This window comes from Hydrogenophaga pseudoflava NBRC 102511 (assembly GCF_001592285.1).
Lineage (GTDB): Bacteria > Pseudomonadota > Gammaproteobacteria > Burkholderiales > Burkholderiaceae_C > Hydrogenophaga > Hydrogenophaga pseudoflava.
Genome location: NZ_BCWQ01000004.1, coordinates 17482 through 30696 on the forward strand (window position 1 = coordinate 17482; position 13215 = coordinate 30696).

13 protein-coding genes are annotated in these 13215 nt (G+C 63.7%); 9 read left to right on the forward strand and 4 right to left on the reverse strand.

Features of this window, described 5'->3' with window-relative positions; genetic code table 11:
• Positions 1–31 precede the first annotated feature (31 nt).
• Genes HPS01S_RS21730 through HPS01S_RS06310 form a run of 3 tightly spaced genes read left to right on the forward strand, consistent with a single transcriptional unit; the run spans position 32 to position 3041 of the window.
• A complete protein-coding gene (locus HPS01S_RS21730; protein ID WP_127804358.1) occupies positions 32–478 on the forward strand; it encodes a general secretion pathway protein C in 447 nt (148 codons plus the stop codon).
• On the forward strand, positions 475–2376 hold the full coding sequence (locus tag HPS01S_RS06305) for a DUF294 nucleotidyltransferase-like domain-containing protein (RefSeq protein WP_255284171.1): 1902 nt from the start codon (positions 475–477) through the stop codon (positions 2374–2376). The genes HPS01S_RS21730 and HPS01S_RS06305 overlap by 4 nt, the downstream gene beginning before the upstream one ends.
• The gene (locus tag HPS01S_RS06310; protein WP_084397118.1) at positions 2373–3041 is read left to right on the forward strand and encodes a 3'-5' exonuclease; all 669 of its coding nucleotides are present in this window, start codon (positions 2373–2375) and stop codon (positions 3039–3041) included. Before HPS01S_RS06305 ends, HPS01S_RS06310 begins: the two co-directional genes overlap by 4 nt.
• Positions 3042–3060: 19 nt before the next feature.
• On the opposite strand, the gene HPS01S_RS06315 is transcribed toward HPS01S_RS06310, so the two are convergent.
• Both HPS01S_RS06315 and ilvA read right to left on the reverse strand, forming a co-directional pair.
• Positions 3061–4071 (reverse strand): nicotinate-nucleotide--dimethylbenzimidazole phosphoribosyltransferase, encoded by a 1011-nt coding sequence (locus HPS01S_RS06315; protein WP_503826367.1) that lies wholly within the window; start codon positions 4069–4071, stop codon positions 3061–3063.
• An 83-nt stretch (positions 4072–4154) separates the two neighbouring features.
• Positions 4155–5759, reverse strand: coding sequence for a threonine ammonia-lyase, biosynthetic (ilvA, locus tag HPS01S_RS06320; protein WP_066152665.1), 1605 nt, complete (start codon positions 5757–5759; stop codon positions 4155–4157).
• A 228-nt stretch (positions 5760–5987) separates the two neighbouring features.
• Between ilvA and HPS01S_RS06325 the strand changes: the two genes are divergently transcribed.
• Positions 5988–6437: an OsmC family protein gene (locus HPS01S_RS06325; protein WP_066152668.1), complete on the forward strand. Its 450-nt coding sequence runs from the start codon at positions 5988–5990 to the stop codon at positions 6435–6437.
• A gap of 17 nt (positions 6438–6454) precedes the next feature.
• Here the strand turns inward: HPS01S_RS06325 and coq7 are convergent, their stop codons facing one another.
• Complete coding sequence (gene coq7 / locus HPS01S_RS06330) at positions 6455–7108, reverse strand: 2-polyprenyl-3-methyl-6-methoxy-1,4-benzoquinone monooxygenase (RefSeq protein WP_066152671.1); 654 nt, start codon at positions 7106–7108, stop codon at positions 6455–6457.
• Between the two features lie 227 nt (positions 7109–7335).
• Between coq7 and HPS01S_RS06335 the strand changes: the two genes are divergently transcribed.
• Positions 7336–8301, forward strand: coding sequence for a porin (locus tag HPS01S_RS06335; RefSeq protein WP_066152675.1), 966 nt, complete (start codon positions 7336–7338; stop codon positions 8299–8301).
• 236 nt (positions 8302–8537) lie between these two features.
• Positions 8538–9458 (forward strand): porin, encoded by a 921-nt coding sequence (locus HPS01S_RS06340; RefSeq protein ID WP_066152678.1) that lies wholly within the window; start codon positions 8538–8540, stop codon positions 9456–9458.
• Positions 9459–9539: 81 nt separating this feature from the next.
• Here HPS01S_RS06340 and HPS01S_RS06345 read toward each other — a convergent pair whose 3' ends face one another.
• The gene (locus HPS01S_RS06345) at positions 9540–9869 is read right to left on the reverse strand and encodes a ComEA family DNA-binding protein (RefSeq protein WP_066152681.1); all 330 of its coding nucleotides are present in this window, start codon (positions 9867–9869) and stop codon (positions 9540–9542) included.
• A gap of 203 nt (positions 9870–10072) precedes the next feature.
• On the opposite strand from HPS01S_RS06345, the gene HPS01S_RS06350 reads away from it, so the two are divergent.
• The 3 genes from HPS01S_RS06350 (at position 10073) to HPS01S_RS06360 (ending at position 13211) form a co-directional block, all read left to right on the forward strand.
• Positions 10073–10861 (forward strand): DUF3047 domain-containing protein, encoded by a 789-nt coding sequence (locus HPS01S_RS06350; RefSeq protein WP_084397143.1) that lies wholly within the window; start codon positions 10073–10075, stop codon positions 10859–10861.
• Between the two features lie 143 nt (positions 10862–11004).
• On the forward strand, positions 11005–11985 hold the full coding sequence (locus tag HPS01S_RS06355; RefSeq protein WP_066152684.1) for an ABC transporter permease: 981 nt from the start codon (positions 11005–11007) through the stop codon (positions 11983–11985).
• Entirely contained in the window at positions 11985–13211 is a 1227-nt protein-coding gene (locus HPS01S_RS06360; protein ID WP_066152687.1) for a M20 aminoacylase family protein, read from the forward strand. The genes HPS01S_RS06355 and HPS01S_RS06360 overlap by 1 nt, the downstream gene beginning before the upstream one ends.
• Positions 13212–13215: the final 4 nt, after the last annotated feature.

Sequence of the window (13215 nt, forward strand, 5' to 3'; positions counted from 1 at the left end):
TGCGCCAGAGAAGGTGGATGATAATGTGTTCATGCTCAAGACACCTTCCCTTGCAAGCCTCGCGGCCGGCCTGCTCTGGCTGGTGGTGGCGCTGCTTTCGGGTTACTGGATGTTGCAGCTGTGGGGCCGGGAACCACTGGTTCCGGTGGGTGCCCTTGGAACCCCGCCGATCCAGTCGGACGCAGCGGGCGTCGCCCGCGTGCTCGGTGCCGTGCCCGAGGCGCAGGCGACCGCTCCGGCGACGGCTCCTCTGTCGTCCCGTTTCAGGCTTCTGGGGCTGGCAAGCCAGCCAGGCCAGAGCGGTGCTGCGCTGATCGCCGTCGATGGACAGCCGCCGCGCCCCGTGGTGGTGGGTGGTGTGGTCGACGGCGAATTGCGACTGCTCTCGGTCGGGCCCAAAGTGGCCCGCCTGGGCACCACCGCTGGAGACCCATCAGCACTGGAGCTCAATCTCCCGGAGCCCGTGGAGTCTCGGTGAGCCTGGCACCTTCTGCCCCCAGCCCGTCCGCCTCGCTGCTGGACCAGCTGGCGGCGGAGCTGGGCCGGTTTCCCCCATTTGACGAGATGGATGCGGGCCACGTCCGGGCCTTCGTGGAGGCGTCGCGGCAGGCGTACTTCGCTCCCGGCGAGGCACTGGCTCGGCCAGAGGATGGGCCCGCCAGCGAACTGTTTTTCATCCGTCGCGGCGCGGTGGTGGGCAAGCGGGGGCTTTCTGATGTCGCAGGCGGGGCGTTCGAGTACGAGGCCGGTGACCTGTTCCCGATCAGTGCGGTGCTCGCCCAGCGCGCCACCAGCACCGCCTACCTGGCCACCGAAGACACCTTCGTGCTGCGCCTGCCAGCCGAGCGGATGCAGGCGCTGGCGCAGCTCAGTCCGGTGTTCGGGGACTTCCTGAACCGGCGTGTGCTGCGGTTCCTGGAGCTTTCACGCGCGGCGCTGCAGGCGGCCTACGCATCGCGGGCTCTGGCCGAGCAGTCGATGGAAACACCGCTGGAGCGTCTGTGCCGCCACGCGCCGGTCAGCTGCGCGCCCGGCACGCCGCTGCGCCAGGCGCTGGAGGACATGCACCGGTTGCGCATCGGGTCGATGCTGGTGGTGGACGAAGGGCAGCGCCCAGTCGGCATCCTCACCCGCTACGACGTGCTGGACCGCGTCGCGCTGGCCGGTGTGTCGCTGGACGTGCCGATGTCGGCGGTCATGGTGGGTCCGGTGCACACGCTGGAGTCCGACCGCAGCGCCCAGGAAGCGGCGCTGCTGATGTCGGCCAAGGGCATTCGCCACGTGCCCGTGACGCAGCAGGGGCGGCTGGTGGGCATCGTGTCCGAGCGCGACCTCTATGCCCTTCAGCGCATGAGCCTCAACCAGGTGAGCGAGCGCATTCGCCATGCGACAGGCATTCCCGACCTGCAGGCCGCGGCCCATGACATCCGCGAGTTTGCGCGCCACTTGCTCGGCCAGGGTGTGCAGGCGCTGCAGCTGACACAGCTGATCAGCCACCTCAACGACCTGCTGACGACCCGGCTGGTGGCGTTGAAGGCCGGCGAACACGGTCTTGACCTGCAGTGCTTCTGCTGGATCGCCCTGGGGTCCGAGGGGCGGGGCGAGCAGACCATCGCCACCGACCAGGACAATGCGCTGATACTCGCCGACGACGTGAACCCCGGCGAGCGGGACGCCTTGCTGCACATGGCACAGGACATCAACCACGCCCTGGACGCCTGTGGCTATCCGCTGTGCAGGGGCAACATCATGGCGGGCAACCCCGATTGCTGCCTGACGCTGTCCCAGTGGCAGCAGCGTTTCGTGCAGTGGATCGAGCAGGGCGCACCCAAGGATCTGCTCAACGCCAGCATCTACTTCGACTTTCGCGCCCTGACCGGGCAGGCCGGTATGGCCGCCAGTCTGCGCGGTTTCGTGACCCAGCGCGCGTCGGCCAACCCGCGGTTTGTCCGCCAGCTGGCAGTCAATGGCCTGTTGCAGGCACCACCGTTGAACTGGCGTGGCCAGATCGACACCAAGCCGGTGGATGGTCTCGACACGCTGGATCTCAAGCTGCAGGGTACGGCTATCTTGGTCGATGTGGCCCGGCTGTACGCGCTGGCCAACGGCATCGCAGCCACCTCGACCCGGGAGCGGTTCGAAACCGCGGGTCCGAAGCTCGGCGTCCCTGCCCGCGAACACCAGGCCTGGGTGGCCGGGTTCGAGTTTCTGCAGATGCTCCGTCTGCGTGCCCAGCTCGATGGCGCCTCGGTGGGCGACAACCCCAACCGCATCGCGGTGGGCGCACTCAACGACATCGACCGCCGCATCCTGCGGGAGACGCTGCGGGTGGTGCGTAGCCTGCAGCAGCGTGTGCAGCTCGACTACCAGCGATGATTGCAACGCTGCTGGCGTCGGTGCGGTCATGGTGGGGGCCCCAGGACCCGGTAGCTTCTTCCGACGCCGAACGCTGGGTGGTCGTCGACGTGGAGACCAGTGGACTGGACGCAAAGAATGACCGGCTCCTGGCCATCGCGGCCATCGGTCTCAGGGTTGGTCCTGCGCCGGCATCGCGGCCGGAGATTGTGCTGGGCGACAGCTTCGAGGTGGTGCTGCGTCAGGAGGCGGTGTCTGATCACGACAACATTCTCCTGCACGGCATCGGTGAGCAGCGTCAGCGGGACGGCGTGGAGCCTGCGACGGCGCTGCAGGCCTTTGTGGACTTCATTGGCGAGGCGCCGCTGCTGGCCTTTCACAGCGCCTTCGACGAAACCCTGATCGACCGGCATTGCCGGCGGCACCTGGGACGCCGGCTGGTCAACCCTTGGCTGGACCTGGCCCATCTCTGTGCTGTGACCCACCAGGAGGTGCGGGCCCGGTCGCTGGACGACTGGATGGCGCATTTCGGCATCCGGTGCCCGGCCCGGCACCAGGCGTCCGCCGACACGCTGGCCACGGCCGAGCTGTTGCTCCGGTTGTGGCCTCGCATCGCGCCGGAGGGAGGTCGCTGGCGCGATGCCGTGCGACTGGCTGGACGCCGGCGCTGGCTGGCCCGGCGCTGAGAACGGACTGGGCCGCGGGTCAACGCTGGAGCAGTTGCTGTGCCGCTTGCAGCAGCGGCCAGGCCAGCAGGGCCCCGACGCCTTCTGCGCTGCGAAGCTCCATGTCCAGCAGCGGGTTGGCCTGGAGGTGGATCAGCAGGAGCCGGTGCCCTGGCTCGGCCGCGCGGTGGGCATACACCAGATAGTCGGCCACGGCCGGGACCAGGGCGCGGGCCACCAGCGCGGCGGTTCCGGCCACGAAGCCGTCGACCAGCACCACCCGTCGCTCGCTGGCGGCCTGGATCATCGCGCCGCACAGCATGGCGATCTCGAAACCTCCCATGGCGGCCAGAGCCACCTGCGCCGAGGTGGCGCGGCGGTGCCTGCTGGCGGCAACGAACAGCCGCTCCAGCTTGCGCTGCCCGAACACCTCGTCTGCTTCCTGGTCCTTGCCGCAGGCATCGGACAGAGGAACCCCGCAGAGGCGGGACAACAGCAAGGCCGCCGAGGCCTCACCCGCAACGCCGATGCTGCCCAGCGCCAGCACATTGCCGGGCAGGTGCCGCACCACATCCATGCCTGCCTGGATGGCAGAGCGCGCCTGTGCCTGCGACATGGCCGGCGCTAGCGCCGCGTTGCGTGTGCCGTAGCCTATCTTGCGCCGAAGGAGGGTGGCGGCGGTCTCGGTGCCCTCGGGCAGCTGAATATGGTGGGCGACACCGGCGTCCACGAGGGTCACATCGAAGCCATGGTGCCCGGCCAGCGCACTGGCAGGGCTCTTGCCCGCGAGCAGCTCGCAGGCGCTTTGGTGGGTCAGGTCCTGCGGCGATTTGGACACACCCTCATCCGCGATGCCGTGGTCGGAAGCAAATACCACCAGCTGGGGAGACTCGAACCGAAGTTCCTCCAATCCGTGCCCTGAGGGGTGCTGGATGCGGGCCAACTGCATGGCCAATCCCTCAAGACGCCCAAGAGGCGGCTCCTCTCCATGGGTGCCGCGCAGACGGTTCTGCACCATCAGGCCGAGTTGGGCGTTCGCCGTCGGTGACACCTCAGGCCATGGTGGCAATGCCCGGTCATCCCTGTCCGTCGACAGGTCAGGAAGGGACCTGGGCCGTTGATTCATGGGCTTGCTCAGCTTTTGAGGAACAGTCGATACACCGGGTTGTGGGTTTCTTCCACGTGGGGGTAGCCCAGGGTTCCCAGAAACTTTGCAAACGCCTTGTCGTCCTTGGGCGGCACCTGCAGCCCGACCAGGATTCGGCCGTAGTCGGCACCCTGGTTGCGGTAGTGGAACAGACTGATGTTCCAGCTTGGACGCATCAGACTCAGGAACTTCAGCAGCGCGCCGGGTCGCTCCGGAAACACGAAGCGCAGCAGGCGTTCATCCTGGGCCAGTGGCGAGTGGCCGCCCACCATGTGCCGGATGTGTTCCTTGGCCAGGTCGTCGTGCGTGAGGTCCAGCGACTCGAAACCCCGTTTGCGGAAGTTGCTGGCGATCTTGGTCGACTCGCCAGGCCCCTGCGTGGTGAGACCAACAAACACATGGGCAACCTTCGCGTCACCAATGCGGTAGTTGAACTCGGTGATGTTGCGCGGGCCTCCGGGCAGTGAGTCGAACGACTCGAGGAAGCGCTTGAAGCTGCCTCGCTCTTCAGGAATGGTGACTGCGAACAGCGCCTCGCGCTCTTCGCCGACTTCCGCCCGCTCGGCGACAAAACGCAGGCGGTCGAAGTTCATGTTGGCACCGCACAGGATGGCGGCGTAGGTCTCGCCCTTGGTCTTGTGCTTCGCCACGTACTGCTTCATGGCCGCCACGGCCATGGCGCCCGACGGCTCGACGATGCTGCGGGTGTCCACGAAGACGTCCTTGATGGCCGCGCAGACCGCGTCGGTGTCCACCACCACGAACTCGTCCACAAGACCGCTGGCAATCCGGAAGGTTTCTTCCCCCACCAGCTTGACCGCGGTGCCGTCTGCAAAGAGGCCGACGTCTCCCAGGGTGACCCGCTCTCCCGCCTGGACGGACTTCAGCATGGCGTCCGAGTCGACCGTCTGAACGCCGATCACCTTGATCTCGGGGCGCACGGCCTTGATGTAGTTGGCCACGCCGGAGATCAGACCTCCTCCGCCAATGGCAACGAACACCGCGTCCAGATGGTCCGATCCGAGGCTTTGCAACTGGCGCAGGATTTCCATGGCGATCGTGCCCTGTCCCGCGATCACGTCCGGATCGTCAAAAGGGTGAACGAACGTAAGCCCTTCCTTCTTTTGGATGTGAACCGCATGTCCGTAGGCATCGGAATAGCTGTCGCCGTGGAGCACCACCTCTCCGCCAAAGGAGCGGACTGCATCCACCTTCACCTGGGGTGTGGTGGTGGGCATGACGATCACGGCTCGAGTGCCCAGCTTGTGGGCGCCCAGGGCAACGCCTTGCGCGTGGTTGCCGGCCGAAGCGCAGATCACGCCCTTGCGAAGTTGGTCGGGAGTCAGATGCGCCATCTTGTTGTAGGCGCCTCTCAGCTTGAAACTGAATACCGGCTGTTGGTCCTCGCGCTTGAGGAGCACCTTGTTGTGAAGGCGGCGACTGAGGTTGCGGGCCGGTTCCAGTGCAGACTCCACTGCGACGTCGTAGACGCGCGCATTCAGGATTCTGGTGAGGTAGTCCGACGGACTGAGCGGGGCGCTGGTGCGAGGCGCCGGTGCCGCGGCCCTCTTTCTGTTGGATCGTGTGGTCATTGTTTGTCCTGTCCAACGATGATAGCGAGCCGAGGTCGCGAAAAAAAACCCGGACTGGTGGAACCGGTCCGGGTTTGAATCCACCCGTAGAGGGCAGAGGAGACAACCTTCAATACAATGCCGCCATTGTATCGAGAAATGCTGCGGCGCAACACGGTTGAAAGTGTTTTTGCTACCTTTTAGGGAGCTGACTCTCGAACTGTCAGATTTTTCACAACCGACACAGATATGGAATGCACCGTGACCTGGACCGGCGCCGCCGGTACCCGCTCCCACATGGGATTTGTCGCTGAAACAGGCAGTGGTCACATTTTGGCCATGGACGGCGCCCCGGATGCGGCCAAGCCGGAAAACGGGGGCGCGAATCTGGCGCCCAGGCCCATGGAAACCGTACTGGCCGGTACGGGTGGGTGCACGGCCTACGATGTGGTACTGATCCTCAAGCGCGGCCGCCATGATGTGCGGGGCTGCAGTGTGAAGCTCACGTCCGAGCGCGCGCCGACCGATCCGAAGGTGTTCACGCGAATCCACATGCATTTCACTGTGACCGGTCGGGCGATTCCTCCCGCTGCCGTGGAACGTGCCATCGCGATGAGTCACGAGAAGTACTGCTCTGCCAGCATCATGTTGGGCAAGACAGCGGAGATCAGCACCAGCTTCGATCTGCTGGAAGCCTGACTACCCTCTCTTTGGGCTCAGATCCGGTGAGCCACGGTGGTCATCACCTTCGCTGCAGTCTTCATGAGCAGCTTGACAGGCAAGGGAAGTTCCATGGCGCCTGCATGCTGTGCTTCCCGGGCATGCCTGGCTTCATCGGCCTGCATCTGGGCCACGATGGCTCTTGATGCGTGGTCCGAGATGGGCAGCCGGTCCATGTGAGAGGCCAGGTGATCCTCGACCTGCCGCTCGGTTTCGACCACAAACCCAAGGCTGACGCCGGGCCCCATCCGCCCAGCGAGCAGACCGATTCCGAACGCTCCTGCATACCACAGAGGGTTGAGGATAGACGGGTGGGCGTCCAGTTCATCCAGTCGGTCCCGGGTCCAGGCCAGGTGGTCGGTCTCCTCCCGTCCTGCTGCTTCCAGCTGTTGCGCCAGCCGTTCTCGTTGCGGATGGGTGCTGCTGCGCGCAGCCATGGCCTGAGCGGTGTAAAGCGCTTGGGCGCAGACCTCGCCGACGTGATTCACGCGCATCAGCGCACCAGATGTCGCCTTGTCCTCCGCACTCAGGTGGGTGTGCGGAGATTCAGCCACAGTGTTGCAAGGTCGAGTCGCGCGCGGCCTGGCAAAAAGGGTTCGCAAAGCAGTGTCGGCAGCAACCAGAAGAGAGTCCATGGATTTGGCAGTCATGAAAAATGGCAAATTGATTGTCGCTCGATGCATTAAAGGCGATGATTACTATTGTTCTAGGTAGTCACCCGAGGAAGGGCTTTTCCTTGTTGTCCATGAACGACAAACACCCCTGAAAGCTTTGCACCCCCCGAGCCCTTCTGGTGCAATGAAGACACTTCCAGTAACGGAGGTTGGCTCGGAGGCTCAGACCGCCGGCCCATTCATCAACCTTGGAGATACCCTCAATGAAAAAGACCCTGATTGCTCTGGCCGCTGTGGCTGCCACCGGCGTTGCATTCGCTCAGTCCTCCGTGACGATTTACGGCAAGGTGGAAGCCGGTCTGCAGAAGATGAACGGCGATTCGCTGAAGATGACCAACATCCACGGCTCGCGTCTGGGTTTCCGCGGTGCTGAAGACCTCGGCGGCGGTCTGCAAGCCAAGTTCCAGATTGAGCACCGTTTCAGCCCCGATACGGGCATGGATGCAACTTACAGCCCGGGTGGCACCAATCCCACGACCGGTGTCGTGACTCCCGCTTCGTCGACTTTCTGGAACGGTATGTCCACGGTTGGTCTGGCCGGTTCCTTCGGTGAAATCCGTCTGGGCCGCTACTACAGCGCGAACTTCCTGGGCGCCAACAACAAGCCCGACCCCTTCGGTGGTGACGGCGCTGGCGCACTGCGTGGCATCGGTATGCAGACGACCCACGTCCGTACCGCCAACATCATCCACTACAGTGGCAGCTTCAGTGGTGTGAACGTCGCCGTGTCGACCGGTCTGAAGGAAGGCGCAGCCAAGGCACACAACAGCTTTGCCGTCGGATACGCCAATGGTCCTCTGGACGTGGGCGTCGGTGCCGACAAGGATGCTGGCAGCGATGTGACCAACGCCTATGCCACTTATGATCTGGGCGTTGCCAAGTTGGCGTTCGGCCTGGGCAACAAGAAGACCGCCGCTGGCGTGAAGACCGAAGGCCTGCTGTTCGGTGCCACGATCCCTGCAGGTCCTGGCAAGGTGCTGGTCGGTGTTGCTCAAGCCAAGAACAAAACCACCGATACCACCACCAACCAGAAGGTTGGCCTGGGTTACTACTACCCTCTGAGCAAGCGCACCGCGCTGGAATTCACCTACGGTCGTGACAGCAAGGCCAAGACCGCCACCGGCAAGAACGTGGGCGGCGCCGACTTCACTCTGCACCACAATTTCTGATCGTCTGCCGGCGAAAGCCGGTTGATGTAAGGAGAATCAAAGCCTGTCTTGGGAACAAGACAGGCTTTTTTTGCTCTTACCCGCGACCTTTGGTATGGGGATGTCGGCGTGTCGCCAAAATCCAACGGCATGCTATCTTTTTACGGGTTTTCCCTCGAAGTGCGGGATGGCTCGCGCTACCATGAAGTGTCAGTTTCTCAACCGGGCTGTAAAGCCCAGCATTAAAGGATGTTGATATGAAGAAATCTCTGATTGCTCTCGCCGTTCTGGGTTCGGTGGCCGGTGTGGCCCAGGCCCAGTCCTCCGTCAGCGTTTACGGCATTGCCGACGCTGTGCTGCACAAGGACAAGGATGCGTCCGCTGCTCTGACCTCGGGTGGTGTGAGCGGTAGCCGTCTGGGCTTCAAGGGCACGGAAGACCTGGGTGGTGGCCTGAAGGCCAACTTCCTGCTGGAGCACGGCTTCAAGATCGACACCGGCAAGCAAGGCGAAGAAGGTTCTTCGTTCAACCGTCAAGCCTATGTTGGCCTGTCCGGTGGCTTCGGTGAGTTCAAGCTGGGCCGCATCTGGACCGCCTATGACGACATCTCTGGCGCCACCAACCCGGTGTTCGACTCCGTTCTGTCGCCCAACAACTCTGTGTGGGCCAGCGTTGGCTACGCTGCCAATCCGTCCAACGGTATTTACTACGCTACGCCGGCAATGGGCGGCGTCAGCGGTGCTTTCAGCACCAACCTGAAGGAAGGTTCGGACAACCAGTCCAACGCTTTCCACGTCAAGTACGAAGGTGGCCCGGTGTACGCTGGCGTCGCTTACCAAGTGGACAAGACCGCCGCTGGCGACACCAAGTTCACCCGCGTGAACGGCTCCTATGATCTGGGCGCTGCCAAGCTGCTGGCTGGCTACGGCAACGTGAAGGCCGGTAGCGTCAAGACCACCGACCTGTCCTTCGGCGCCGACGTGCCGCTGGGTGCCAATCTGGTGCTGTCTGCTGGTTACGCTTCCTCCAAGACCGACGGTGCTGAGCGCCTGTCCGGCCTGGGTCTGGGCGTTGCCTACTCGCTGTCCAAGCGCACCACCGTTTACGGCGGTTTCCTGGACACGAAGAACACCGGTCCCGACACTCGCTACGGCTTTGGCCTGAAGCACACCTTCTGATGACGGCGGCCTCGGCCGCTTGATTCCGAAAGTTGAAAAGCCACTTGGCATTGCCAAGTGGCTTTTTTTGTTCTCGGTTGTTTATTGCTTGGAAGTGGACGCAGGCGTCGTTCCGGGCTTGACGGATTTGTCGGTTGCTGCGACGGGTTTGAAGGCCTCGCCGTTCACCGTGAGACCTTCTGCGGACAGCTTGGCTGCGCGTTTCTCACCGATGCCAGGCATGCGTTCGATCAAGTCCGCCCAGTCCTTGAACTTGCCGTTCTTGCGGACTTCGAGAATCTTGGTCGAGGTGCCTGGGCCGATGCCCTTGATGCTGTCCAAATCGGCAGGATTGGCGGTGTTGACGTCCACGGCTGCGAACGATGTGGCTGTGAACGCCGCGATGAATAGGGACAACAGCTTTTTGTACATGGGTTCCTCCTGAAAAGTGAAAGTGACAGCGGTGAACGTGGGCGCATTGGCGGATCCACGGCGAAAAATGTATCGAATGCCCTGGTTTTTGACTTCCCCAGAGAGGGGTACGCGCAGGTCAGAAACGATAGACTGCAAACTAGCTACTTTTTGTCGCAAGAATCAACGTCTGCGGGGTATGGATGGGCGGCTTAGTGAAAAACATGCTGATCAGGGCATTGCCGGCCGCGACTGCCTTGGTGCTTGCTGCCTGCGCTGCGAAGGCGCCACAGCTCGAAGAGACGGGCGAAGCTTCTACCGGCGGGTTAAAGCCTGATGTGGGATTGCATCAGCAGGCCGAGTGGCGGGCCACTGTCGATGAGCTGCTGAAAACCCCGCCCGGTGGAGATGCCTGGCAGCCCTTTCTGTTACCGGGGAAGCGTTTTGCCGCTTTTGAGGTGGCCGGGCAAGCAGGGAGCGCAGCGCTGTCGGTGAGTGCCGACGGTTCTGTCAGCATTCTGCGCAAGCGCTTCGACAAAGCGTTGCCCGAGGTCGACCGGATTGCGTTTTCATGGAAGGTCGATGGTCTCCCCGACAAGGCGCGCCTGGGCGAGGCGGGCAAGGACGATGCGCCTGTCCGGATTCTGCTGTCGTTCGAAGGCGACCGCAGCAAGTGGACGGGGCGCAACCACCGCATGTCCGAAATGAGTCGTCTGCTGACGGGGGAAGAGTTGCCCTATGCCACGCTGATGTACGTCTGGGCGAACCACGATGCCCCAGAGACGGTCATCGTCAACGCACGAACTGACCGTATCCGCAAGGTGGTGGTGGAGAGCGGTGCGCAGCAGGTGGGCCACTGGCGGGACTATCAAAGAAACATCCGAGCAGATTTTTTCCGGGCCTTCGGAGAGGAGCCTGGACCTTTGCGGGCGGTTGCCATCATGACCGACACCGACAACACCCAGTCCAGCTTGCGTGCCTGGTATGGCCGCATGACCCTCACCGCTCGCTGAGTCTTGTGGCATCCTGCTCAGGCGCTCCATAGGGTTAGCACGCTTGGGTGGCTGGAACAGTTATTGCAAAGTCTCCGTGCGTTCTGCGGCTGCCCTTTGTGGGTGCGGCCAATGTCCCAGCCGAGCGTCTCAGATCGTCATTCATGCTTGCATTTGTTTTACGACGCATGGCCCAGGCGGTGCTCGTCATGGTCAGCGTGGCGTTCATCGCCTTCATGCTGTTTCAGTACGTGGGTGATCCGGTGGTGTTTCTGCTGGGCCAGGACGCCACGCCGGAGCAGATCAGGAACCTCCGCGCCGATCTCGGGCTGGACCAGCCCGTGGTGGTGCAGTTCTGGCACTTTCTGGTCAACGCGGCGCGGGGTGAATTTGGCATCAGCCTGCGCCAGGGGGCCAAGGTCTCGCGCCTGATCGCCGAGCGCCTGCCTGCCACGGTGGAACTGGCGATGGTGGCCGCCGTGCTCGCCTTGCTTCTGGGCATCCCGATGGGTGTGTATGCGGCCCTGAAGCGCGGCACCTTTGTGAGCCAGCTGCTCATGACCGTCTCGCTGCTCGGGGTGTCCCTGCCAACGTTCCTGATCGGCATCCTGCTGATCCTGGTGTTCGCTGTGAACCTGGGCTGGTTTCCGAGCTTTGGCCGCGGTGATGTGGTCCAGCTCGGATGGTGGAGCAGCGGGCTGCTCACCGCCAAAGGATGGCACCACATCGTCCTGCCGGCACTGACCCTGGCGATCTTCCAGCTCACGCTGATCATGCGGCTGGTCCGGGCGGAGATGCTGGAGGTGCTGCGCACCGACTACATCAAGTTCGCCCGTGCCCGCGGACTGACCAACCGGGCGGTGCACTTCGGCCACGCGTTGAAGAACACGCTGGTGCCCGTGATGACCATCACCGGCCTGCAGCTCGGGGGGCTGATTGCCTTTGCCATCATCACCGAAACGGTGTTCCAGTGGCCGGGCATGGGGTTGCTGTTCATCCAGGCCGTGACCTTCGCCGACGTCCCCGTGATGGCGGCCTATCTCTGTCTGATTGCATTGATCTTTGTCGTGATCAACCTGGTGGTCGACCTGCTCTATTTCGCAGTCGATCCCCGTTTGCGCATTGAAAGGGCCGGAGCCCACTGATGATCCCCCACACCTCCCGCATCCGTGCCCATGGCCGCGCGTTCGCCCACATCGCGGCCCTGCACCCTGAACTGACGGCGCTGCGCCGCGAGCTGCACGCCCACCCGGAACTCGGTTTCGAGGAGCACTACACCGCCCGGCGGGTGGTCGAGTCCCTCAAGATCTGCGGCGTGGACGAGATCCACACACAGATCGGCAAGACCGGCGTGGTAGCGCTGATCCACGGAAGCCGCCGGGACAGCGGTCGGATGATCGGATTGCGCGCCGACATGGACGCGTTGCCGATGACCGAACTCAACGATTTCGCCTGGAAGTCGACCCGGGCGGGCTTGATGCACGGCTGCGGGCACGACGGGCACACCGCCATGCTGATCGGTGCAGCGCGCTACCTGGCCGAGACCCGGCGCTTCAACGGCACGGCGGTCCTGATCTTCCAGCCGGGCGAAGAAGGCTTCGCCGGCGCCAAGGCCATGATCGAGGACGGCCTGTTCGAGCGCTTCCCGGTGCAGTCGGTCTACGCCATGCACAACTGGCCGCAGATGCGGCCTGGCACGGTCGGCGTGAATCCGGGGCCGATGATGGCCGCGGCCGACCGCATCACCATCGAGGTCACCGGCAAGGGCGGCCACGGTGCCCACCCCTACCTCACGGTGGACCCGGTGCTGGTGTCGGCCCACATCATCACGGCCGTGCAGAGCATCGTCTCGCGCAACGTGAGGGCCATCGACAACGCGGTCATCAGCCTGTGCTCCATGCAGGCAGGAGATCCCGGGGCCTTCAGCGTGGTGCCGGGAAAGGCGACGATGGTCGGCACGGTCCGCACCTTCAGCCCCGAGATCCAGTCGCTGGTCGAGCGGCGGCTGAACGAGGTGTGTTCCGGGGTGGCGCTGGGTCTGGGCGCTTCGGCGCATGTCCGCTACGAGCGCATCTATCCCGCCACCATCAATACGCCCGACGAGGCCCGGTTCGCCACCCGCGTGGCGCGCGATCTGGTGGGTGATGAGCACGTGGACGCGGAAATGGACCCGAGCATGGGCGCCGAGGACTTCTCCTTCATGCTGCAGGTCAAACCGGGCGCCTACCTGCGGCTGGGGCAGGGCGGGGAGGGCAGCTGCTTCCTGCACAACAGCCGCTACGATTTCAACGACGAGGTGCTGCCGCTGGGTGCGGCCCTGCACGCCAGCCTGATCGAACAGGGCATGCCCCTGTCCGAAGAGTCCCCCTGAGCTT

Bases quoted from the DNA above. Each gene is read 5' to 3' on its own strand.
- HPS01S_RS21730 (WP_127804358.1), top strand. From the start codon at position 32: ATGCTCAAGACACCTTCCCTTGCAAGCCTCGCGGCCGGCCTGCTCTGG.
- HPS01S_RS06310 (WP_084397118.1), top strand. From the start codon at position 2,373: ATGATTGCAACGCTGCTGGCGTCGGTGCGGTCATGGTGGGGGCCCCAG.
- ilvA (WP_066152665.1), bottom strand. From the start codon at position 5,759: ATGACCACACGATCCAACAGAAAGAGGGCCGCGGCACCGGCGCCTCGC.
- HPS01S_RS06325 (WP_066152668.1), top strand. From the start codon at position 5,988: ATGGAATGCACCGTGACCTGGACCGGCGCCGCCGGTACCCGCTCCCAC.
- coq7 (WP_066152671.1), bottom strand. From the start codon at position 7,108: ATGACTGCCAAATCCATGGACTCTCTTCTGGTTGCTGCCGACACTGCT.
- HPS01S_RS06335 (WP_066152675.1), top strand. From the start codon at position 7,336: ATGAAAAAGACCCTGATTGCTCTGGCCGCTGTGGCTGCCACCGGCGTT.
- HPS01S_RS06340 (WP_066152678.1), top strand. From the start codon at position 8,538: ATGAAGAAATCTCTGATTGCTCTCGCCGTTCTGGGTTCGGTGGCCGGT.
- HPS01S_RS06345 (WP_066152681.1), bottom strand. From the start codon at position 9,869: ATGTACAAAAAGCTGTTGTCCCTATTCATCGCGGCGTTCACAGCCACA.
- HPS01S_RS06350 (WP_084397143.1), top strand. From the start codon at position 10,073: ATGCTGATCAGGGCATTGCCGGCCGCGACTGCCTTGGTGCTTGCTGCC.
- HPS01S_RS06355 (WP_066152684.1), top strand. From the start codon at position 11,005: ATGCTTGCATTTGTTTTACGACGCATGGCCCAGGCGGTGCTCGTCATG.
- HPS01S_RS06360 (WP_066152687.1), top strand. From the start codon at position 11,985: ATGATCCCCCACACCTCCCGCATCCGTGCCCATGGCCGCGCGTTCGCC.